Below are 22997 nucleotides of genomic sequence, written 5' to 3' on the forward strand. Positions count from 1 at the left end.
ACCCTCTGAGGAAATGCAAAATTTTCGTCATCCGAGGTACTAATCTTGGTAAATAGTCGTGTTGGAGTGACTGATAACGTTACTTCATCAATTGCTCTTTCAATAAAAGATACTCATCTCTAATCTTGGCTGCTGCTTCAAACTCCATGTTTTTGGCATGCAAATACATTTGTTTTTCCAACGTATTGATGTGTTTTACTAATTCTTGAGTTGACCAGTGCAAATATTCTGGACTGGGTTCTGCAACAGCGGTGTTGCGTTTTCCTTGATAAGCGCCTTCCATAATGTCTGTTATGGATTTGCTAATCCCTTTGGGGTGATGCCATGCGCTTCATTATATGCCTTTTGCTTTTCGCGTCTTCTGTCGGTTTCATCAAGCGCTCTTTGCATGGAGCCTGTGATTTTATCAGCATAAAGAATGGCACGTCCCTTCACGTTACGCGCAGCCCGCCCTATGGTCTGAATCAAAGAGCGATCAGAACGTAAAAAACCCTCTTTATCTGCATCAAGAATTGCAACCAAGGCAACTTCGGGCATATCCAAACCTTCACGTAATAAATTGATCCCCACCAAAACATCAAATACACCTAAGCGCAAATCACGAATGATCTCCACTCGCTCCACCGTATCGATATCTGAATGCAAATAACGTACTTTAACGCCATGCTCATTCAAATAATCGGTTAAATCTTCCGCCATGCGTTTCGTTAAAGTGGTCACTAAAATGCGTCCATTTTGTTGAATCACTTGACGAATTTCTGACATTAAATCATCAACTTGAGTGCGCACCGGTCGAATTTCGACTTCAGGATCGACAAGACCGGTGGGACGCACTACTTGTTCTGCAACATTATCCGAATGTTCCTGTTCGTAAGGGCCTGGAGTAGCTGAAATATAAATTGTTTGTGGTGAGCGTGCTTCAAACTCTTCAAACCGTAACGGTCGATTATCCAGGGCCGAAGGAAGTCTAAAACCATACTGTACCAACGTCTCCTTACGAGAACGGTCACCTCGGTACATGCCCCCGATTTGGGGTACAGTAACGTGGGACTCATCGATAATCAGCAGGGCGTCTTTAGGCAAATAATCAAATAAAGTGGGCGGTGGTTCACCCGCCTCACGCCCAGATAAATAGCGGGAATAATTTTCAATACCCGAGCAATACCCCAATTCCAGCATCATTTCCAGATCAAAAAAAGTGCGCTGTTCCAAACGTTGGGCTTCAACTAATTTGTTTTGCTCCTTAAATTCAGCGAGACGCTCTTGTAACTCCTCTTTGACCCAATCTACAGTTTGCAAAATACGATCACGAGGGGTCACATAATGGGTTTTAGGGAAAATAGTAATTCGGGGGAAGCGTTGCAAAATTTCACCAGTAAGCGGATCAAACTGAGCAATGTTTTCAACCTCATCATCAAATAATTCAATGCGTACCGCATTGCGTTCTGAATCGGCTGGAAAAATATCAATAATATCACCATGCACGCGAAACTGACCACGTTCTAGGGACAAGTTGCTGCGAGTGTACTGCATTTCAGCAAGTCGTCTTAAAATTTTACGCTGATCGGATTGTTCTCCACGGGAAAGATGTAATACCATACGCAAATAGGAATCAGGATCACCCAAACCATAAATTGCAGATACGGTTGCGACGATAATCGCATCTTTACGTTCAATTAAGGCTTTGGTTGCAGACAAACGCATCTGTTCTATGTGCTCATTGATGGATGAATCTTTTTCAATAAAGGTATCTGACGCGGGTACATAAGCTTCTGGCTGATAATAATCATAATAGGAAACAAAATATTCGACCGCGTTGTCGGGGAAATATGCTTTAAATTCGCCATAAAGCTGAGCCGCAAGCGTTTTGTTGGGAGCCATAATCAGGGCAGGCCGGCGCATGGTTTGAATAACATGTGCTATAGTAAAGGTCTTGCCCGAGCCAGTAACCCCCAAAAGGGTTTGTTTGGATAAACCAGATTCCAAGCCTTCAATTAATGAGGCTATGGCTGTCGGCTGGTCACCAGCGGGCTTATAATCGGCATATAGTTTAAATAAATCTTTCATATCTTATTAGTATATCGCACAGGAGCAACAAATGGATATCGCATTAGCAAAACGCGTGCAAAAAGTTAAGCCTTCACCTACTTTGGCCGTAGCAGCAAAGGCCACCCAAATGCGTGCTCAAGGGCATGATGTTATTAATTTAGGTACCGGTGAACCCGATTTTGACACACCCGATTACATTAAAGAAGCCGCTATTGCTGCGATTAAGCAAGGGTACACCAAGTACACTGCAGTTGACGGGATACCTGAACTCAAAGAAGCAGTTAAAAATAAATTTAAAAAAGATAATGGCCTTGATTATCAGCTCAATCAAATTTTAGTTTCCGTTGGTGGCAAACAAAGCTGTTACAATCTCTGCCAAGCGCTACTTAATCCTGGTGATGAAGTCATTATTCCTGCGCCATACTGGGTCTCTTATCCCGATATGGTGTTATTGGCCGAAGCGACCCCGGTGATTATTTCTACAACCCCGGCGCAACGTTACAAAATCAATGCTCAGCAACTCGAAAAAGCCATCACCCCCAAAACGAGGCTAATCTTTTTAAATAGCCCATCCAATCCATCCGGAGTAGCATACACATTGGATGAATTGAAGGCTTTAGCCGAGGTCTTACAAAAACATCCGCAAATTATTATTGCGACCGACGACATGTACGAACATATTCTTTGGAGCCAACCTTTTGCGAACATTCTTAACGCCTGCCCCGAATTATATGACCGCACTATCGTCTTAAATGGTGTATCCAAAGCGTATGCCATGACGGGATGGCGCATCGGTTATGCAGCAGGTCCGCTGCCATTGATGAATGCGATGAAAACCATCCAGTCCCAATCAACCTCAAATCCTTGCTCTATTGCCCAAAGAGCCGCTGTAGCCGCACTATCAGGCAGCAATGAAAGCGTCGTCGAAATGGTTAAAGCCTTTCGCCAAAGACATGATTTTGTCGCGTCCAGATTGCAAGAAATACCTGGAATAGAAGTGATTCCAGCGGATGGTACTTTTTATATTTTCCCAAGCGTACAAGCCATCATTAAACAACGTGGTTATAAGAATGACCTTGAATTCTCTGAAGAATTACTCGCCAAGGAAGGTGTGGCGTTAGTACCCGGCTCTGCTTTTGGCAATGAAGGCTGCATCCGGTTATCCTTTGCAACCAGCATGGAAATCCTGCAAGACGCCTTAAACCGTTTACAGCGTTTTTGCAGTTAGATAATCCCTTCTCCCCCGGGGAGAGAAGGTGCCCCTTAGGGGGGATGAGGGAATTAAATTGCAAATAATTCCCTCACCCCTACCCCTCTGCCAAAAACGGGAGAGGGATTTCTACTCAATGGAAAATGTAGAATGTATTCCCGCCACCCAAAAAGCTGCAAATAAAACCAATTTTAAAAAATTATTTATTAAATCTACTTGACCCTCAATCAGAATCGTTTTAAGATTCCGACCCTATTCCCCGGTAGCTCAGTCGGTAGAGCGGATGACTGTTAATCATTAGGTCACAGGTTCAAGTCCTGTCCGGGGAGCCAATTCCAGTCTGGATTTTGGCGAAAATCAATCAAACCTTAAATTTTACGTGTCGAATATGTGTCGAAGTTTGAGGTGAAGTCCGAAAAATATTTTTTAAATTTATAAATAAATCATAATCGATCGGTCCTAGGTTCAAGTCCTAGTGGGGCCACCAATAAAATCAAGTTACTGTAGTTTTTAGAGAATTTCAAAAAAGTCATTTAGACGCAATGTAGACAAGATTTTGTATATCGGACAAGGAATTTAGTTTGAATTGGCTAACTCATCTCAACAATCTAATTAACCATTTAATTAACTTAATAAGCCCAACTTGGCCACAAGCAACTATTATTTTATTTCTTATCTTTATTTTTAAGTTTAAAAATAATATTGCTCGACTTTTAGATCGAATCAATAAAGTCAGCAAGGAAGGAATTAGTTTTGATCCCTCCGAAGAGCAAGTTATTCCTCCATCAACAGTTGATGAGGTAAACACTAGAAATCAACGACTTTCACAGAGCTATAGTTTTACTAGTGTTGCCGAAGCTATTCCAGGGATAACAGAGTATATAAATAGATTGACATCAGATGATGCCCAAAAAATTGAGATACTGACAAAAGAATATGCTGAAACATTTTTTTGCTTACGATGCCAAGCTGTTTATAATTCTATATTTGGGAGCCAGATTTATTTATTAAAAATTCTTAACTCTCATAAACCACATGGTTTAAATAAAAATCGAGTAAACGATTATTTCATGGACATCACTCAAAAATACTCTGATTTTTTTGAAACATGGACTTTTGAAATGTATCTTAACTTTCTGAAACAATCTATTTTGATTACTACTAATGAGGATAATTTTTGCATTACTGAATTTGGAGTAGATTTTTTGGTTTGGTTACAACGAACAGGTTTCACGGAAAATAAATTCTTATAACTCTAAATAACGTAGATATAATATTGAGATCATTCTATGAAGCAATTATCTGATGGATTTGCCCTCATCAATCAAGAAAACTGCCTGTTATATAAAAATGCTACTGGATTCATTAAACTCTCTGCATTAGATGCTATCCAAATCTTTAAGAATCCAACTGTAGAAAAATTTAAAAATAAAATGTCCTTAATAATAGCGCATACAGGAGTATTGCTTATTCTTAAGTCTATACTTTTAGCGACAATAAAACAGGAACAAAAAGATTTTGAACTGTTTGCACTAAATGATCCAGAATTAATCATTCAAGAAGGAAAAGTTTCTATACGTCCTAAAAAGAATACAATTGGCCATCAAGATTTAATTAATCGTATAAAAGACTGTGGCTATGATATTGCCCCAATTAAAGATGATTTTCATTATATAAATGAGGTTAGAAACCAAATTGTCCATCACTTTAACGAATCACCTATTGAGGAATTAAAAACAAATATGATTTCTGTATTCTCAATGGTGAATGCCATATGTGGCCAATATAGCGAAACATTTTGGGGCGAATCTTTGTGGGAAAATCTAAAGAAGCTCTCAGGGCAATCCCTTCATCTTTTGCAAAAATGTAGGGACTCATATCAAAAAATCAGCTTTAAACCAATGGAATATTACTTTAGATGTTTAAAATGTAGCTCTCATCTTCTGCTTATCATTCAAAAGAATAAAGAATTTCAATTTCAATGCCAATTCTGTAAAGCTAATATTACCAAAGAATCATTGATCTCTTCGTTGGAAAGCTCTAATAGTTTTTATAACACCCACCAAATAATTCAATATTTATCAGTATATGGAAAAAATTTTAGCAAAGGTGATATACAAAAAATTTTGGCTGCCAGAGAAAATAATTCCCATCAATGGGGTCAGGCCTTGAATTTTGAATTACAACCACGTGCCAATAAAAACCGGTACAATTCACAATTCAAGGCCTGACCCCACAGGTGTGCATAGGCCCTAACCCCACAGGTTTGCAGGTGTGTGTCCTGCTCATTATTTAAAATGATTTTCGCAAAACACCTTCTAACGGTACAACAATAGAGGCATCCCTCATTAGAATTTGCTCTTGCTTTTCAATCTTTTCCGCAGATTTAATCACATTCTTTATACTTTCTTCCAATACTTTGAAGTAAGCACCAATACCGGGATTCGCTTTGAGCACATCGAGAATATTATTTGCCGCCTTCCTCTTTTCCGTTAAAGAAGCATTAACAAGAAGTAAAGCGTCCAGATCCTTTCTTAATGGTTCAATCAGCTTTCTCTCTGCTTCACTAGTCATTCCAGCAAGCCATAACCGTTTACCCTGTAAATTTTTATCCATTTTTTTCTGCTCACTGGCGATAATCTCGTTAGGAGAAGCCATCTTGTGGGTCACACTAAGATTGGTGGCGGCTGCACTAAAGTCCTGGAACATTGCATTGATGGTGTCTAACTCTTGCTTCTGATTAGCTGTAGGATTAGTTTCATATAGGTTTTTAAGTATTTTTATTGTCTTTTCCAAAAATTCGTTTTGCTTGGCAATGTCGACGAGCGGATGCTTTTCTGATTCCTCTATAGCGCTCATTAATTCCTTCATTAATTTTTTTTGTTGTTGCGTATACTCTCTTGAATATAAATCCTGGGAGGGTGCGCCAAAAGAATTAAAGTTATCGCTATTAATTTGATTTTTCATGGAAGAATTAAAAAATCCATAAAGCGGTTCATTGATTTCTTTATCAACAAAGTTTTTTAAGTAGTTTCTAAGGTCATGAAGGCGAGTGGATTGATAGAGTTGTGTATTTTGAGAGTGAATGCACATGACTTGAATATGATAAATACCCTGTGTTTCAATTATCTCGATAGGAATCATGGCCACGTCATCAGGTATTCTTGACATAAACTCAGCTTCGTTGGGAAGAGCGGATACATTGGCCACCGCATAATAATCAGCAAGTTGTTCGGGATTACAGACATGCAAAACAACTCCTCCATTACCAGCAAAACCCTTGGCTATATCTATGTTAGAAGTCATGCTTACATTCTTTTTTGCGATAATATCTACAATATTAATTTCAACCAGTTGCTCAGGGGCTAAGGAAGCAAGTTGTCCCTTTTTTTGCAAATCCTGCACACGTGCAAATTTTTGTTTAAATATAGGGCTCCCAAAGCTTTGACCGCGGTACAACAAATCCGGCGTTTTATGGACTTCAAATTCCCTTTTCATAAGACCTGCCTTATGAATGGCAATATTAAGTAAAAAAGCCATTTTTCTTTCTTCGTCGGAAGTGCTCGATGGATCATTATAGGCACCGACAATAGCGTTCAATTTCTTATAGAAGGGAGACTCCTTGGAATACATCCTAAGTAGTACATCCTCAAAATTTGGCTCTTTTCCATTTTTAGTTAATTCTGTTTTGCATTGATTGTATAAATCAGATAAAGCAATGGTTTCTCCATTGGCTGTCATTTCAAAATCCGAATTTTTTAATATTTTTTCAATGCCAATGAGAAAATTTTCATCCAGTTGTTTCGCGATAACTGTTAGATGGCCTCTTTTGGTCATATTTTCAATTGAGTCCATTGGAATTTCAGCTAAAAGGGATCTTTGATGTGGGGGTTGACTGAGTACAAGAACTAGTTTTTCAATGGCTTGCTTTACAGCAATTTCCTCTTCAGCAAACTGTTGGGGAGACAAAGTATATTGAGCTGCAATTAATCCTTCTATATCTTTACGTAACTTATCTCTTGCTTCTTCTCGACGTAATTTATCTTCTACCTCTGTCTGGATTTTATCTTTTATCGCTTTGAATTTTTTATTTATATCAGGATTTTTATCTTTGGATGAGGGCATCATATAACTCCAACAACACAGGCAAATTAATCACCTACCCAATTGTATAAAATTATAACACAAAGCATTTATTTAGATCAAATAATTGAGCATTAAGCACAAATAACTATCAATCAGACAAAATTTAACGCGATTAATCGTCCGAAAAAAATTGCAAAGTTTATTTATTCAAATTCAATTTTTAATGAAACAGGTTCATCAATGTATTTATTTACAATCTACAAACAATTCGCTCATTATTGTTTCTGCATCGATGAGTGAAGTGAATTGATGGGGTCAGGCCTTGAATTGTGAGTTGCACCGGTTTTTTATTGGTACGTGGTTGTAATTCAAAATTCAAGGCCTGACCCCACAGGTGTTGTAATACAGGCTACGCTTGCTGGGTTGCCCGAATTAATGAAGTTACAAACCAGCCAGGATGTGCGGAGGATAAACCAAGCTTGGCTCTTTCCATATGTTCGTAATATATTTTTTGTTTTATTAGTTAAGCAGCACAAGCCGGGTGAGTTAAAGTGGTATTCTGTTCATAGAAAGGATTCGCATGTTCCTGTTGCTCGCCTTGAATAAAATGGATCATGCTTTCAATATCAGTGCAGCTAAAATTCAAAGAGCCTAGAAGGACATTATCCCTACCACTAACTGCTCTTAATTGTTGGTGTTGCGCTTCGGTCAATGAGACTTTATAGCAAGATAAGACAGTGTGTGGACCCAAGCGTCCTGATTCCATGCGAGCGAGTACCTCGGGAGAAGAATAAAATTTGCGTGTTATATTGGTTTCTTTCGCAAAATTCCAGATATATGTTTTATTGTAATCACTAGATTTTATTTGTTCCACGATTGGAATGAAATAACAATGTACTTTTTCATCTTCGTTAGTTCTTTTGGGTGTTGGGTTAAAAAACATATTATTCTCCCTTTTAAAATAGCAAATTCAGAGCAGACACAACCGAATGAATCGGCAAACTTCCTAATAATTTTAAATTTATCTAGGAATAGTTCTGTAGAGACAACACAAAAAATATCCTTAAATTATAGGAACTTAGGAGATTTTTCATATCAAGTCCTAAGATGAACCTCTTCAATTTAATATACACTTAATTTTTAAATCATAAAATAGGCATAATGATCAATTTTTATGAGAACAATGATATGAGAACAGAGCAAACCGCACTCGCACAGGTTGCAAGTGAATGGTATAACTTAAGAAAGTTGATTAATAGAAGTCAAGAGAAGAGTTTTTTTAAAAGTGGCGGTAGCTTAACAGCTGTTGATCACTTTTTTAATCTGATAGCACTTGATCGCCAGCCAATGACTATTGGCGAATTGGCTGAAGCGTTGCAAGCTTTAGAACATTTAACTATTACTAATGCAGCTTCTAAAAAAGTTTCTTTTGCGCACTGGTTAGATAAAAATCGCTATCGGACTTCTCAAAACATTGGTATTGAACAGAAGAAAGTGGATGAACGCCCCTCGGATAAAAAAGATGTTCAATGTTCAATACCAGAAAACTCTGCTTTATTTCGTTTACTTCTCAAAACCCATGATGTCTTAATCAGTTATCATGAATTGGCCAATTTTCATGCGCAAGGTGAAATTCCCTGCAGCGAAATTACTTATAGCCAAAGTGATCTCAAAGAGTCACAAGCTATTTATGATATAGAAACATCTACTCAAGAAGAGGAAACGAGCGATAAGTATACGGTTATTAAAGATCTTGTCCGAAAAGGAGTAACAATGGATGGTGCTACGATTATTCCGGGGAATGTGGATGATCATAACGACAGAATAATTCTAGAAGCCATACAAAATTTTGCTGGAGATAAAATTGATACACCTCATTCAAGAGCGAATAAACTTTATCATTTTGGTGGTCAATTTTTACATGGCAGTCTCTTGCGAGAATTTACTAATACAACCAAGTTGACTGAGGGTAATATTCAAGGCTTGGAACGTGGACGAACTACTGGACACATTAATTGGTCTAAAGACAGTAACGGTACGCTCTATGCAACCGTTGATTTGAAAATTCTCTCGTGTTCTTATGCGGATCCTAGTGACACAAATAGTCCTCAACGAATTTTTGCGATGGCTAGTGATGGTATTTCTTTGATAGAGCTTAATGACAATGAACTGGCGAAAACCATGGAGCAATGTCGTAGGGAAGTTACAGGCGAAACAGAAAACAATATAGTTCCGATCGCCGAAATAAAAGCAAAAATCGAGATGGTGAAAAATGAGACCGGGACCGGTTATATGTTTAAGGTTAGCGAGTTCACTACCAAGTATAATACACCGCAATTAGTCTCTACCAAGGCACCTGAACCTATGGAAAACCTCCTTTACAAAACAATGTAATCGTATTTTCCCATTTCTATGATGAACATAATTCATGGAACTATAGTGTGTGCATAGCTTAGCTATGAATCTCAGTATCTCAGGGTCAGGCCTTGAATTGTGAATTGTACCCAGTATCTCAGCAGTATCTCAGGGTCAGGCCTTGAATTGTGAATTGTACCCAGTATCTCAGCAGTATCTCAGGGTCAGGCCTTGAATTGTGAATTGTACCGGTTTTTATTGGCAAGTGGTTATAATTCAAAATTCAAGGCCTGACCCCACAGGTGAGTGTTTCCTGTAAACCAAGTTGGCTATCAAGCTCCTTAGCATGAACCGATTGTGAGAAAATATCGGCTAAAAAATTTGAGATTAGTGATTGATGAAATATAAAATAGCACCAGAATGGATCATAATAATACAACGTGATTTGAACATGATTATCCGTTCTGGTATGATGCGCATTATTTTTCAAAAAAGTGAACAATGCGCGTTATTACTGTGCTTGATAGTTATCCCCCTGATTTAAATGGGGGCGCATATTTCACTCATCGTCTCGCCCTGCAGCTACAGCAACGGGGCCATGAAGTCCTGGTGATTTGCCCATCGCGAAGTGTGCGACAAGAGTATACAACCTATCAGGGAGTTCATTTATATCGCGTTCGTTCCTGGCCTGTGTGGATATATCGACAATTTCGCGTGTGTTGGCCCGTGTTCATTCGCAAAGGAATTGAACAGGCGATAAGGACCTTTCAGCCGGATGTTATTCACCTCCAGGGAAGATTTTTTTTAGGTAGCATCTGTTTTCGTCTTGGAAAAAAGCTGCAGATCCCAATGGTTGCGACGAATCACTTTATGCCTGAAAATTTTTTCCACTATACGCATTTGCCTTCATCCCTTAAACCCTGGTTTGCGCGCCGATGCTGGCGCCCCATTTTAGACATGCTGCGGCAGGTTGATGCAGTAACAACGCCAACAAAAACCGCTGCAGCGTTACTGGGAACGTTGGATAACCGATTCCCTGTGCATGCTATTTCATGCGGTGTCAATCTTAATGTATTTCGTCCCCATCAAGAAGCAGGCCCGTTACGTCATCGCTTATGCCTGCCCAGCAAACCTATCTTATTATACTGTGGTCGTTTAGATCAGGAAAAAAATTTACCGATGGTGATAACCGCATTTGCAAAGGCACGAAACCACGTGGATGCTCATTTCGTATTAACAGGAACCGGGGCTTACGAGTCACACCTAAAGCAACACGTCACACAGTTAGGTATGACGCAGCATGTAACGTTTGCAGGTTATCTATCCGATGCAGAGTATCCTTTAATTTATGGGTTAGCGGATTGCTTTGTGATTGCGAGCACGGCAGAATTGCAAAGCATTGTCACACTCGAGGCAATTGCCTCTGGACTCCCTATTCTGGCAGCCAATGCCATGGCGTTACCAGAGCTGGTACAACCAGGTATCAATGGCTATCTTTTTGCAGAAAATGATGTGGAAGGTCTTTCGCAATTGCTGATGAACATGTTATCGAATCGAGCACAATGCCAGACCATGGGTCAGGCTAGCCGTAAACTTGCACTCCAACATGACATAGAGCATAGCCTCGAACAGTATGAAGCCTTGTATCGTCAAGTGAGCCGCTCATGAGAAATGTCTTTCTGCAATATCGCACCTTATGCCAAGACCGTGATTACTTGTATTACTTAATGACCGGTGGGATATTATTGATTACTAGTTTTGTTGTCATCCATTATGCCGGGTTATATGCTACACGGATGGCAGGATCCTCGGTATCTGATTTATTCCTGGATCACTTGCCTCTATGGGATGTGAATGTTTTACACATCCATGCGGCACTTATTTTTTGGTTGGTTTTCGTTATCTATTTACTGATGCAACCACAATGGTTGCCGTTCGTGACTAAAACAGCCGCTGTTTTTATCTTGGTGCGCAGCGTCTTCATTTGCATGACGCATTTAGGACCACCTGAGAATTTATTAAGTATTCCTCCCCATTTGGCTTCTTATATCTTATTTGATGGAGATTTATTTTTTTCCGGGCACGTAGGCGGGCCTTGCTTGATGCTGATGATCTTTTGGCGGCACATGCTACTGCGTATCATTTGTTTATGCGCCACCGTATTCTTTTCATTAACCGTACTGCTTGGACATATCCATTATAGCATTGACGTATTTTCCGCCCCTTTTATTACGTTCGGTTTATATCAGTTTTGCTATCATCAATTCACAACAGAACGATCATATTGTCAACAAGGAATACTTTAACTCTCCGTCCTTGACTGCACTGAAGGCGGTGCAACTGATTTAGATAAAGATTCGAGGTGAAACTTATAGTTTTTTTCCTTCTTTATTTTCCTCATCAGGATTGAGTTTATCTATTTCTTGAATCTTTCCTTGTAGGTTGGACCGCCACATGCTGTTTTTTATCAAGCGGTTGTGTCTTAGCTGGGTTTCTTCTTTTCGTTGCTCCCAATCGTGCTGCCAGTCCTTGCTTTCCCAAAAAGGGGAAACAGGCTTTAATTTGGTTGGATTAGACTGAGTATCAAGGCTTACAAATTTAACTGTATCCCGAGCAACTTGAGAAAATTCAGCGCCAAATTCCGTTGTGAGTTTATAGACCCTACGTAACTCGGTTAGAGTAACCCACTTTTCATAAGGGTCTTCTTCTCTTTTGGCAATTTGCCGTGGTTCACAACTTTCATCACTGTTACCAATAACAAAAATTAAAGGAACTATGGGTTTTCCTTCTTTTTTCCTTTTATAATTGTCAACGACTAAATCATTTAGAATTAGCTTATAAACACGGTACATCGAATAGGGAATATTATTGTGCAGCTCTTTGTGCTTCAAATCGTAATCGTCATAATTAAAGGCTTTGATTTTATTATTTGCATTGATGCCTTTATAGACTTCTTCGTAGTCATATTTGCTAAAGCCAAATACCACTACTTCGCTACTCTCGCCACACAGGGCATTTACGGACTCTTGATCAATTTTCATAATTAATGACACAAGACCAACATAGTACAATTATAGACCACTAATTCATACTTATTTTGCCAAGGCAACACGCATGGGTGGTTCTGTGCTTGCTTGCAGAGACATCGAAGAACATTGACTCCTCGTGATAAGAGAAGTGATGCCAGATTTAGTTTCGTTAAAAAAACGAGAATTGCTATTGCTCTTAGATTTTTTTAATCACAAACTGAATGCATTAATAGGAAGTCGGAAAAAAACTGATTCTTTTTAAGTACTAATACGATAAATTAAGTAATCCCCAAAATATTCTTTGAGTAAATCGCTCATGATCAAAGCCTTAGCGTGGATAAAGGAAGTCTATACGAATTGGCAAGAAGATCGCGTAGCAAGTCTTGCCGCGGCCCTTGCCTATTATACCCTATTTTCCCTCGCCCCAATTTTATTAATTAGTATTACGATTGTAGGCGCATTATTTGGGGAAGAGGTGGCTCGCAGCCAAATAGTGTCCCAAATCACAATTTTAGTAGGGGAAGATGTTGCTTTGGAAGTTCAAGGAATCATTAAAAATATGACCCTACCAACAACTTTCTTAAACGTACAAATCGTGAGTATTCTTATCTTATTATTCAGCGCTTCAGGAATTTTTAGTGAAGTGCAGGCCGGATTAAATATTATTTGGGGAGTTAAATCAAATCCCCATAAAAAGAGATTTGCTTTCATCAAAAGTAGATTTCTATCCTTTACCATGGTGTTGATTTCAGCACTGTTACTGTTGATTTCTTTGGTAATAACTACCTTACTTGCTGCCTTAAGCAGTCGACTTCACTATTTTATAGGTATTAATATTTTTTCTGAATTAATAATCAGTTACTTTATTTCTTTTATAATCGCCACCCTAGTCTTTGCACTGATGTTTAAACACTTACCCGACGTCAAACTTCAATGGAATAATGTGTGGGTAGGTGCCTTAAGTACCTCCTTACTCTTTATTTTAGGAAAAGTATTAATTGGTTTTTATATACATCACGCCCACATTGCTTCAATCTTTGGTGCGGCAGGTTCTTTAATAATCCTGCTCATTTGGGTTTATTATGCAGCGCAAATTTTCTTTATTGGCGCAGAAATAACCAAAATTTATTCTACTAAAAATAAAATTAAAATTACTCCGACGCGCAACGCGTTCCCCATAAAATCAACGGAGGGATAAGCAGATATAATATTTAGTAAATAAGTGTATGATTTAACAAGAACTCTAAAAATTCCTAGTTGCAGAGACGGTGAAATCAAGCTTTTGGCGGCTCCCGCAGCTCATTAAATATACTTCTGCCTAGGGTAAAAAACACAGTTGACTTTTTTTGAACATTCTGGTTTACTCATTTTGACTCAACTTACTCAATGTTGAATCAAGAAGTAAAAAGGAAGGATACAATTGCTTAGAATAATGCTATTGGAGAGCTAAACATCTTGTTGCATGTTCAAAAAAATTATCAATAAAAACAAAAATCAAGAGTGCTATTTGGATTATGGAAATTCAATCGGATACCACTCAAAGCTGTTGTGTGCTTATGGAATTTGACCTTACTTTATTCTAACTAGAAGTGAACTCTTAATAAAAACTGCGCCAGCGTGTTTTAAAAGCAGAACACCAAAAATAGAATATAAGTATTAGAAATTAAGGATAGAAAATGATGGCGAGGTTTGCTCTATTTAGACCCACATCTTCGAAAGCTCCCTCTGCAATTCGAGATGTATATGCCGCTCATAAACCCCATATCCTCACCGGCTCTTATACCGGTAGTAGATGGCGTCATAGAAGCATGGGAAAAACATTGGATAGCATCGAGGATTCCAATAAACTCCAGGAACTCCACAAACAGGCTCAATTCAATTTAGCTCAATGGGCACGAAATAAATTAGCGCCACCCAAATCGGTTGAAGTAATCCATAAAGATTGGGGGCTGGCAACACTTGAAGCCACCAAGAAGCATGGTAACCCGTATTCTGTACTCAATATGGCCAATCCAGTATTCCCAGGGGGAGCTTCCCTGGAAGGCGGAAGTGCCCAAGAAGAAAATATGTGGCATCGAAGCACCTGTGCTCAATCCTTACTGGATAAAATAATATACGTCGATAAAGACACGATGACCTTTCGCTACCATGAGACCGCAAGCAAATTGTTAGAAGCCAAGATTAAAATGACTGCGGAAGAACGTGCAGTCTTAAAAAAACTGGCAGGGGAAACAGATTCCTCAGGACATAAAGTACTCTTTAGCCGAATCCCTAGGATATGTTTCAGGGGGCCAGAAATAACTCTTCCTACTGATTCGAGTGATTTTACATCAGCAACTCGGGTTGCAGACAGCGACCTGAGTTATTCTTTTCTTCAGCCATCAGAGATCTTCCCATTTTTCGAATTAAGATCAGCCGCCCCTGAATTTGCCATCGAACCCCACGCGCTAACGCAAGAAGCCCGGGCACAATATGCAGCGGATTTGCGAAGACGCATCGCAGCCCAATTAGATACATTAATTATTGAAGGACAACCCAATGCAATTTTGGGTGCTTGGGGTTGTGGCGCATTTAAAAATGACCCTTCTATGGTGGCAAAGATTTATGGGGAAGAAATTGAAAAACGTGCCCATTTCTTCAACCATATTGTATTCCCTATAATTAACACGGGGTCGCATAATAATTTTGCCATATTTGAGCAACATCTAAATGGCATGAAACTTGGAGAGACTCATTCTGCTGTATCGACTTTGAAATTAGACTAAATACCAGGTGTATCGTTTCATAATCATCGATTCATGCATTGCTCCAGCTGAGCCCCAAAAAATTTGGGGCTGAACCGGCTCAGCGTTCATGCTGGCTTATGGAGTAAATGCCCAACCCGCGACAGAGACTTATCCTAAACAAAAACGAAACCAAAAATAAAATAATTAGCCAAGATGCGCAGAATAACCCATAAGCGTCAAAATTTAATGATTTTGAAAAAAATAATTGCATTTTAATCAAGATTTATATTAACCTGATAGGGACTCATAGGAAAAGGAGATCACCATGGGTAAAAAAGCCACAAATGTTCCGCATGTAAATGGAAATAATAAAAGAAAACAACCTGATGCTCATCAAAAATCACAACTTTTCTTTAATCAAAAACAAAGAGCACCATCATCAACCTTACAGAAAACTCAAACCCCACAAGAAGTACAACACCCCATTCAAGAGATAAGATTACAGACGACTACTGACTTTTTATTAGTTGCAATTTTACAGGAATTAAAAGTGCAAAATATGATTGAACTTAGCAAATTAAAAGCGCAACAACAACAAGAGGAAGCGGAGAAACAAGCTGCTGAAAAAATGGAAGAACAAGAGAGTACCCGGTTCGAAGAAATCCGAAATTCAATGTATGTTTGATTTAAATCGCTTTGTTAACCCCCTATAAATGTAGGCCAGTTTTAATCCTGGCCTACGTCTATTCATAAAAAATAATTGTTCATTTCTTGAGCAATTTAAAAAAACGACTAAACTCATAAAATATGAGCAAACTAAGATACCGATACTTAGTATTGTAATTTTGTATTTGAAAACGATTTGGCTATTCGGATGAACTCAAAGAAAAAAATCGAAAGTATGGTTGAGCTGTTCACAGACCGCTGTCTTATGAACCCATCAGCTCCATTGTATTACTTCTCTTCGACTGGATTGTTGGAAAACAGTGAGTTACTTACCTACAGCGAACTGCAACAAAAAATCCACTCCTTAGCGGCATTAATTCAACAATACGTCAAACCTGGAGACCGCGCCTTGTTGATTTTTTCACCAGGAATGGATTATATAGTGACTTTTTGGGCGTGCTTTTTTGCGGGAGTACTTGCTGTACCTGCTTATCCCCCTTTCGATAAAAGTACTGTTGAAAAATTACAGGCAATTATTAATAACTCGCAGCCCGCTATTATTTTATCAAATACAGAAATCATACAAAAAATAAAAAAGCTGGGATTCATAAAAAATCTTGCCTCCATCCCCTTAATTCAAAAATTTGTTACTAAATTCTCAACCCAAGTGAATCATTTAATGGAATGGGATTTTCACCATTTTCGCTGGCTGGATATCAATAAAGCATCAGTGGATATGGCAGATTTATATAAACCTGTATTACTTAAAAGCTCAGATATGTGCTATTTGCAATATACATCGGGCTCAACGGCCATGCCTAAGGGCGTCATCGTACGACATGGAAACCTGCTGGATAACTTGAGCTTAGTCTATGAAACTATCGGTAAAACCAGCAATGAACGTATGGTTTCCTGGTTGCCTCCCTATCATGATATGGGACTGATAGGTAATTTGTTATTCCCAGTATATGCAGGCTTCCGCATTTTTATGATGTCTCCCATTACCTTCCTTAGACATCCCTATTTATGGCTCAAGGCAATTTCTGATTTTGAGGCACATATCAGTGGCGGACCCAATTTCGCGTATGAACTTTGTGAAAAAAGAATTGATGAACAAATAATTGGAAACAACTTGCAATTGCATTCATGGCGAGTCGCATACAATGGAGCGGAATACATTCACCATAGAACTTTATCTAATTTCCATAAGAAATTCAGTAAATACGGCTTCCAAAAAAAATCATTTTATCCAATTTACGGTTTGGCAGAATCCACTGTATTTGTTAGTGGACACAAAAATGGGAATGACCATCCGCAACTATTAAATGTGGATGTCGAGTCTTTGCGTCAAAATAAAGTAGTACTGACGGACGATGTTGAAAATAATAGGCATGCTGTTTTAGTGGGTTGTGGTAAACCAATGGTCCCGATAATGATCGCATCTAAAGCCCCTTTTAGAAAGTGTGCAGAAGGCGAAATCGGAGAAATTTGCTTGCGTGGGCCTAGTGTTACCAGCGGCTATTGGGAAAATGATGAGGCGACTAAGGAAACATTTCATGCTGATTTAGAAAATTCGGATGCCATGAAATATCTTAGAACTGGAGATTTGGGATTTTTATATAATGATAACTTATACATCACCGGAAGAATAAAAGAGCTCATTATAATCAACGGAAAAAATCACTATCCTTACGATATTGAACTATTTCTTGCCACATCAGATTCTCGTTTAAGAACAGGCTGTATTGCAGCATTTTCAATAACTATCAGTGATTCTGAACAATTAGCAATTGTTGCCGAAGTGAAGCAACTTTTTTCCGAGCAAGAGCTTGAAGATATTGTAAATAAAATAAAAGTAAATATTAGTTCTAGTTTTGGATTAAACCCTCAGTTCATTGCGTTGTTACCACCCAAGAAAATTCCAAAAACCACGAGTGGCAAGCTAAGAAGAAACATCATTAAAAAATTGGTGGCTGACAACGAACTCCATGCTTTTTATGTTTGGCAATCTGGAAGTGGAAACGATGATGAGTAAAGATCAGTTAAGTATTCGTGAAATCGAGGATTATTTACAAAGAAATATTGCAACCATTCTAAGCCAGCCTAAGGAGAATATTGATATAAGCTCTCCATTAACACGTTTTGGTTTTGATTCTTTGCATATTCAACACTTCATTGCAAATATTGAAGATGACTTTCAGATGCAAATTGATACTGAGTTAATCCTTAATTTCGAGAATATCCAAGAGCTTGCGAGCTATCTATTCGAGTGTATTAATGAACAACAATTAAAGCCTGACCTAAGTAAGCGGCATGGTTTTTCAGAAAAGAAACAAAAGAAAATAGAAAAAACTGAAGCAAATTATACTGAACTTAAAACATATCCTCCTTACCTTCATCTAAAAAACATGCAAGCGCAGTTAGGGGATAATATTTTTTTTGATGCCCAACAAGGCATATCTGAAAATACCTGCATCATTAATGGAAAAGAATATATTAATTTTACCTCCTATAATTACCTAGGCTTGGCCTCTCATCCAGAGATAATCTCCGCAAGTTGTGATGCAATTAGAAAATATGGAACCTCTGTTTCTGCAAGTCGACTCGTATCAGGACAAAAGGTAATTCATCAAGAGCTAGAGAATGAATTAGCACAACTGCTCGGTGTTGAAGATGCACTGGTTTTTACGAGCGGCCATGCTACAAACGTTATGACTATTGCCCATCTCTATGGACCTGATGACTTGATTTTACATGATGAGCTTGCCCATAACAGTCTGGTCCTCGGTGCGGTATATTCTAAAGCCACCCGCATTGCGTTCCCGCACAACGATTGGCAGGCGGTTGATGCTATTTTAACTAAAGATCGAGGTTTTTATAAAAGGGTATTAATTGTTATTGAGGGTATTTATAGTATGGATGGTGATATCGCCCCTCTTCATCATTTTATTGAGGTAAAAAACCGCCATGCTGCCTGGCTTATGATAGACGAGGCTCATTCCATGGGCGTTCTTGGGAAAAACGGTAGGGGTATTTCTGAACACTATGGCATTAATCCCATGGATGTAGAAATATGGATGGGAACTTTAAGTAAATCTTTTGCAAGCTGCGGTGGATATATCGCCGGTACCAAGGAACTGATTGAATACTTAAAATACACATGTCCAGGATTTGTATTTTCAGTAGGGCTCCCCCCCGCAAATACAGCCGCTGCATTATCATCTATAAGAACCATGGCAAAAGAGCCGGAACGAATTAACCGCTTAAACGATTTAAGTCAATTAGCGCGAAAGACCGCCATTAACTATGGATTTAATATAGGATTAAATGAGCATACCCCGATTTTACCCATTATTTTGGGTGACTCACAAAAATGCATCCATACATCAAGGCAATGTTTTAGCCGTGGAGTAAATGTTAAGCCGATTATTTATCCCGCAGTTCCTGAAAATTCCGCTCGCTTACGCTTTTTTATCACTGCGACGCATACACCAGAGCAAATTCTCAAATCGTTTGAAATTTTATCTGAGTCAATTCGTACTTAAAGATGGGTAAACACTGTTGGCAGCAACCCGATGTTTCAATCGCCGTTATCGATCAGTCAAACCAAGTAGAGGAAGTTTTAAAAGACTTGCTCTATTTTGAACGTTTTTCTCAAAGCATGAGAATTGAAGCAATCCGATCACCTTTCTGTATTCTATACTTAAAAAGTAAATCCCATAGTCAAAGCAATCTGAATTTAAGTTTTTAAAAAGAGAACCAACCAAGCAGAAAAATGAGTACCCGAAATTAAGGATTGTGTCATGTTATCAAGAACGCTGTTTAGAAGAGCACCAAAAGTACCGGCTCTAATCAAAGAAGTTCATTCGGCACATACACCCAGCTTTGTCCGAGGCAGCCTAACTGGGGAAAGATGGCGGCATAAAAGTATGGGCAAAACATTAGATTACATCGTTGATGAGAACAAACTCAAAGAACTTCATAGACAAGCACAATTTAACTTAAGTCAATGGGAGCAACAAAAAGTATCCCCTCCCAAAACAGTTGAAGTCGTTCCTAAAGATTGGGGGCTTGCAACACTTGAAGCAACCCAAAGACATGGCGTCACTTATTCTGTGCTGAATATGGCTAATCCTGAATTCCCTGGAGGAGCTGCCTTGGAAGGTGGGAGTGCTCAAGAAGAAAATATGTGGCATCGAAGCACCTGTGCTCAATCGTTACTGGACAAAATAATTTATCTAGATAAAGACACCATGACGTTTCGCTACACTAATATGGCAAAAAAATTATTAGAAGCGAAGATCAAAATGACGGATAAAGAATATGAAGTCTTAAAGCAACACAACAGCCATGCAGATGCGATAGCCTATAAAGTATTATTTAACCCCCATCCCAGAATATGTTTCAGAGGACCAGAAGTAGTACCTGTGACTTCTGGTTTTGATGACGAAGGGTCGAGTAAACGCGCTGCAGACAGTGACCTGAGTTATTCCTTTCTTCATCCCTCGACTATTTTCCCCTTTTATGAATTAAGATCAGCAGCCCCAGAATTTTCCATTGAACCACACGAGTTGGCTCCAAAGGCTTTGAAAAAATACACCACTGACTTGAGGAGACGGATCGCGGCCCAATTGGATACATTAATCATTGAAAACAAAACACATGCGATTTTGGGGGCCTGGGGTTGTGGGGCATTTAAAAATGATCCATCAATAGTGGCCCAGATATACGCTGAGGAAATTGAAAAACGCGCCCATCTTTTCGACCATATAGTGTTTCCTATCATTAACACAGGTCCACATGATAATTATACCGTATTTGATCAATGCCTCACTGGCATGAAACTAGGAGAGATGCATTCGACTCTACCGAAACTTTGATTTTGCAACAATCAGCTTATTTGCTTCTGCTCAAACGATATAGATTAGCCCCTCAAATCTAATGGTTAATAATTTACTCAAATGAACAAAAAAGATTGAAGAAGATTGTTAAAGACATTATATTGGGCAATTCAAGGAACAAGCTGCCGCTATTTTAATCATGCCGTATTCTGAATTAAACGAAATTTGTTTGGAATCAAAAACCATAATTCTTGGTAATCATAAAGCACATATTGGTGGCACCACCATGCCCTGGAGTGCGCTCAATGAACGCGATGCAACAGGAGCGGTCATTCTCCCCCAAAAAATCGCCGATTCGATCCTCTTTGCACATTTTGTATCGGATACTGGACGTAGTGAAGCGTATGAAGAATCCCATTGGAAGATTCATCTAAGCATCCATCCTTATGACCTTGGGAAGGCATGGGATATTATTTGCCCTATATTACTCGCGCAACAAGTTCCCTGTTTTAAAACAACTCGATTAGCACCCGCGCAAATTATGCTGGAAGAAATGAAAAAAGTTAGCGAAGACTTTTTAAGTCAGCGCAACCTTACGCTACACGATAAAAATCAAGCAATTCAGGATATATTACGTGTATTCAATGGGATGCAAATTACCATTTACATCGAAGAAGGCAAGGAAAAAGACTATAACAATCTATTAGAGCAGATAGAACCATTGCTTTATCAGGCGGGAATTCGTCCTGGTGTCATTGATAGGAGTGACCGCGCGATAGGGATATACAGCTCTATTCGTCATGTTGGCCCGGGCTACACCACCCACGAGAAAGCTGCTGGATATAAATCCGTTGAAGTAACAGATCCCTTCAAACCCATCAAAACTAAATGGCATGATGTCCACATAAAGTGGCACGGTTTAGATTACCCAAGACACCTTGCTAAAGTCAAAATTACATTGCAACAGGTTATGGATGGAAAAAGCAAATACGAGCAAGGTATCATTACCAAACGTGAATTTTTGCAAATTTGTGCGGTCGCAACTGAATTTTTCACACGTTGGCATCATTTACTTTCGAAAGTTCCGGAAAAAACCACTTTATCCAGTAAGAATTGGGCTTCCTTCAATAACTTCAAAAAATGGATTGATGACAGTTATAAGTTGATGCCTCTACTTCGCGAGAATAACATCAAAAAAATTAAAGATGCAGAACATATTCTCTTGCAGACATCACAAATTAATGAGGTAAAGGAGGAGCCATTAAGAAAACTTAAAAGACAAAATGCACGAATTGATTTAATGCAACCTAAAGTATCCCGAGCAAATCCCGATCCTGGACGCAGGACTATCCCGCCAGGAGAAACAAAACACCATGAAAGTACGACAGGAATTTTCACCCAGTTGTATGAATATCGAAAAGAAACATTTAGAAAACTGAAAACAAAATCTGAGACAGAGCTCGGAAAATTAAGCAACAAATCGACGGGTCAATCCAAGATGGCCTATCAATCCCCTGCTTTAAAAATCACTGACAAAACAAAATCAGCACGAAGGAATTATCTAGGATTTTTGGAGCCTTTGATGAGGAGATTGAACGATGGACACAGCAGTAGCCTTGCAGGTATTTTAGCCGGGATCATTATCACTATTTTACTTTCAAAACTTACCCTGGGATTCGCTCTTATCATCCCCCCTTTAGTTGGTGCAATCATCGGCGGCATATACGATTGTCACCTCGATAAACCCACAGACTCCACGCCAACGCCACCAGCTGTCAAGAAAACAGATGAGGTTACGTCAAGAAGTGCGGCTTCTATAAAAAAGGAACGTACTCTTGCTAGCTCAATGCCCAATTTAAATACCGTGCACCAAAAATCTTCATCAGGGATAAGAATGTATGGGCCTCAAGAGCCCAAAATCGATCAAGGTGATCCTCATAAAATGCCTACTCCGCTCATGTAATTTGCTTGATAGTTTAGCTATCTAAACCATATCGAGAGCATTTTGTGATCCGATGAAGCGGATGCCCCTTTT

The 22997-nt window shown here is 38.9% G+C and carries 16 protein-coding genes, 1 tRNA gene and 1 pseudogene; 14 read left to right on the forward strand and 4 right to left on the reverse strand.

What is annotated here, in order from left to right:
• Positions 1–79: 79 nt before the first annotated feature.
• A pseudogene (uvrB, locus tag EL022_RS02815) lies at positions 80–2067 on the reverse strand (excinuclease ABC subunit UvrB).
• 31 nt (positions 2068–2098) lie between these two features.
• Between uvrB and EL022_RS02820 the strand changes: the two are divergent.
• From EL022_RS02820 to EL022_RS02835, 4 genes are all read left to right on the forward strand, one after another.
• Positions 2099–3277, forward strand: coding sequence for a pyridoxal phosphate-dependent aminotransferase (locus tag EL022_RS02820; RefSeq protein WP_028381514.1), 1179 nt, complete (start codon positions 2099–2101; stop codon positions 3275–3277).
• Between the two features lie 238 nt (positions 3278–3515).
• Positions 3516–3591, forward strand: a tRNA-Asn gene (locus EL022_RS02825).
• A 249-nt stretch (positions 3592–3840) separates the two neighbouring features.
• Positions 3841–4512, forward strand: a complete 672-nt coding sequence (locus EL022_RS02830; protein ID WP_028381513.1) for a hypothetical protein — start codon at positions 3841–3843, stop codon at positions 4510–4512.
• 36 nt (positions 4513–4548) lie between these two features.
• Complete coding sequence (locus EL022_RS02835) at positions 4549–5490, forward strand: hypothetical protein (protein ID WP_028381512.1); 942 nt, start codon at positions 4549–4551, stop codon at positions 5488–5490.
• A 61-nt stretch (positions 5491–5551) separates the two neighbouring features.
• Here the strand turns inward: EL022_RS02835 and EL022_RS02840 are convergent, their stop codons facing one another.
• Together EL022_RS02840 and EL022_RS02845 are read right to left on the reverse strand one after the other, a co-directional pair.
• Positions 5552–7387: a hypothetical protein gene (locus tag EL022_RS02840; RefSeq protein WP_126325073.1), complete on the reverse strand. Its 1836-nt coding sequence runs from the start codon at positions 7385–7387 to the stop codon at positions 5552–5554.
• 481 nt (positions 7388–7868) lie between these two features.
• Positions 7869–8288, reverse strand: coding sequence for a hypothetical protein (locus EL022_RS02845; RefSeq protein WP_028381510.1), 420 nt, complete (start codon positions 8286–8288; stop codon positions 7869–7871).
• A gap of 245 nt (positions 8289–8533) precedes the next feature.
• Between EL022_RS02845 and EL022_RS02850 the strand changes: the two genes are divergently transcribed.
• From EL022_RS02850 to EL022_RS02860, 3 genes are all read left to right on the forward strand, one after another.
• On the forward strand, positions 8534–9739 hold the full coding sequence (locus tag EL022_RS02850) for a hypothetical protein (protein WP_028381509.1): 1206 nt from the start codon (positions 8534–8536) through the stop codon (positions 9737–9739).
• A gap of 462 nt (positions 9740–10201) precedes the next feature.
• Entirely contained in the window at positions 10202–11368 is a 1167-nt protein-coding gene (locus EL022_RS02855; RefSeq protein ID WP_028381508.1) for a glycosyltransferase, read from the forward strand.
• Entirely contained in the window at positions 11365–12006 is a 642-nt protein-coding gene (locus tag EL022_RS02860) for a phosphatase PAP2-related protein (RefSeq protein ID WP_051544476.1), read from the forward strand. Before EL022_RS02855 ends, EL022_RS02860 begins: the two co-directional genes overlap by 4 nt.
• Before the next feature lie 63 nt (positions 12007–12069).
• Here EL022_RS02860 and EL022_RS02865 read toward each other — a convergent pair whose 3' ends face one another.
• The gene (locus tag EL022_RS02865; RefSeq protein WP_028381507.1) at positions 12070–12741 is read right to left on the reverse strand and encodes a hypothetical protein; all 672 of its coding nucleotides are present in this window, start codon (positions 12739–12741) and stop codon (positions 12070–12072) included.
• A 304-nt stretch (positions 12742–13045) separates the two neighbouring features.
• Here EL022_RS02865 and EL022_RS02870 point away from each other — a divergent pair, with 304 nt between their 5' ends.
• The 7 genes from EL022_RS02870 (at position 13046) to EL022_RS02900 (ending at position 22925) form a co-directional block, all read left to right on the forward strand.
• Positions 13046–13927 (forward strand): YihY/virulence factor BrkB family protein, encoded by an 882-nt coding sequence (locus EL022_RS02870; protein WP_028381506.1) that lies wholly within the window; start codon positions 13046–13048, stop codon positions 13925–13927.
• Positions 13928–14405: 478 nt separating this feature from the next.
• A complete protein-coding gene (locus tag EL022_RS02875; RefSeq protein WP_028381505.1) occupies positions 14406–15494 on the forward strand; it encodes a poly(ADP-ribose) glycohydrolase domain-containing protein in 1089 nt (362 codons plus the stop codon).
• Positions 15495–15780: 286 nt separating this feature from the next.
• A complete protein-coding gene (locus EL022_RS02880; protein WP_028381504.1) occupies positions 15781–16140 on the forward strand; it encodes a hypothetical protein in 360 nt (119 codons plus the stop codon).
• 189 nt (positions 16141–16329) lie between these two features.
• Positions 16330–18156, forward strand: a complete 1827-nt coding sequence (locus tag EL022_RS02885) for a fatty acyl-AMP ligase (protein WP_028381503.1) — start codon at positions 16330–16332, stop codon at positions 18154–18156.
• Positions 18146–19666 (forward strand): aminotransferase class I/II-fold pyridoxal phosphate-dependent enzyme, encoded by a 1521-nt coding sequence (locus EL022_RS02890; RefSeq protein WP_028381502.1) that lies wholly within the window; start codon positions 18146–18148, stop codon positions 19664–19666. Before EL022_RS02885 ends, EL022_RS02890 begins: the two co-directional genes overlap by 11 nt.
• Before the next feature lie 258 nt (positions 19667–19924).
• Complete coding sequence (locus EL022_RS02895) at positions 19925–21001, forward strand: poly(ADP-ribose) glycohydrolase domain-containing protein (RefSeq protein WP_035900990.1); 1077 nt, start codon at positions 19925–19927, stop codon at positions 20999–21001.
• Between the two features lie 190 nt (positions 21002–21191).
• Positions 21192–22925: a hypothetical protein gene (locus EL022_RS02900; protein ID WP_131777555.1), complete on the forward strand. Its 1734-nt coding sequence runs from the start codon at positions 21192–21194 to the stop codon at positions 22923–22925.
• The last annotated feature ends 72 nt before the right edge of the window (positions 22926–22997 follow it).

Source organism: Legionella cherrii, from assembly GCF_900635815.1.
GTDB classification, from domain to species: Bacteria; Pseudomonadota; Gammaproteobacteria; order Legionellales; family Legionellaceae; genus Legionella; species Legionella cherrii.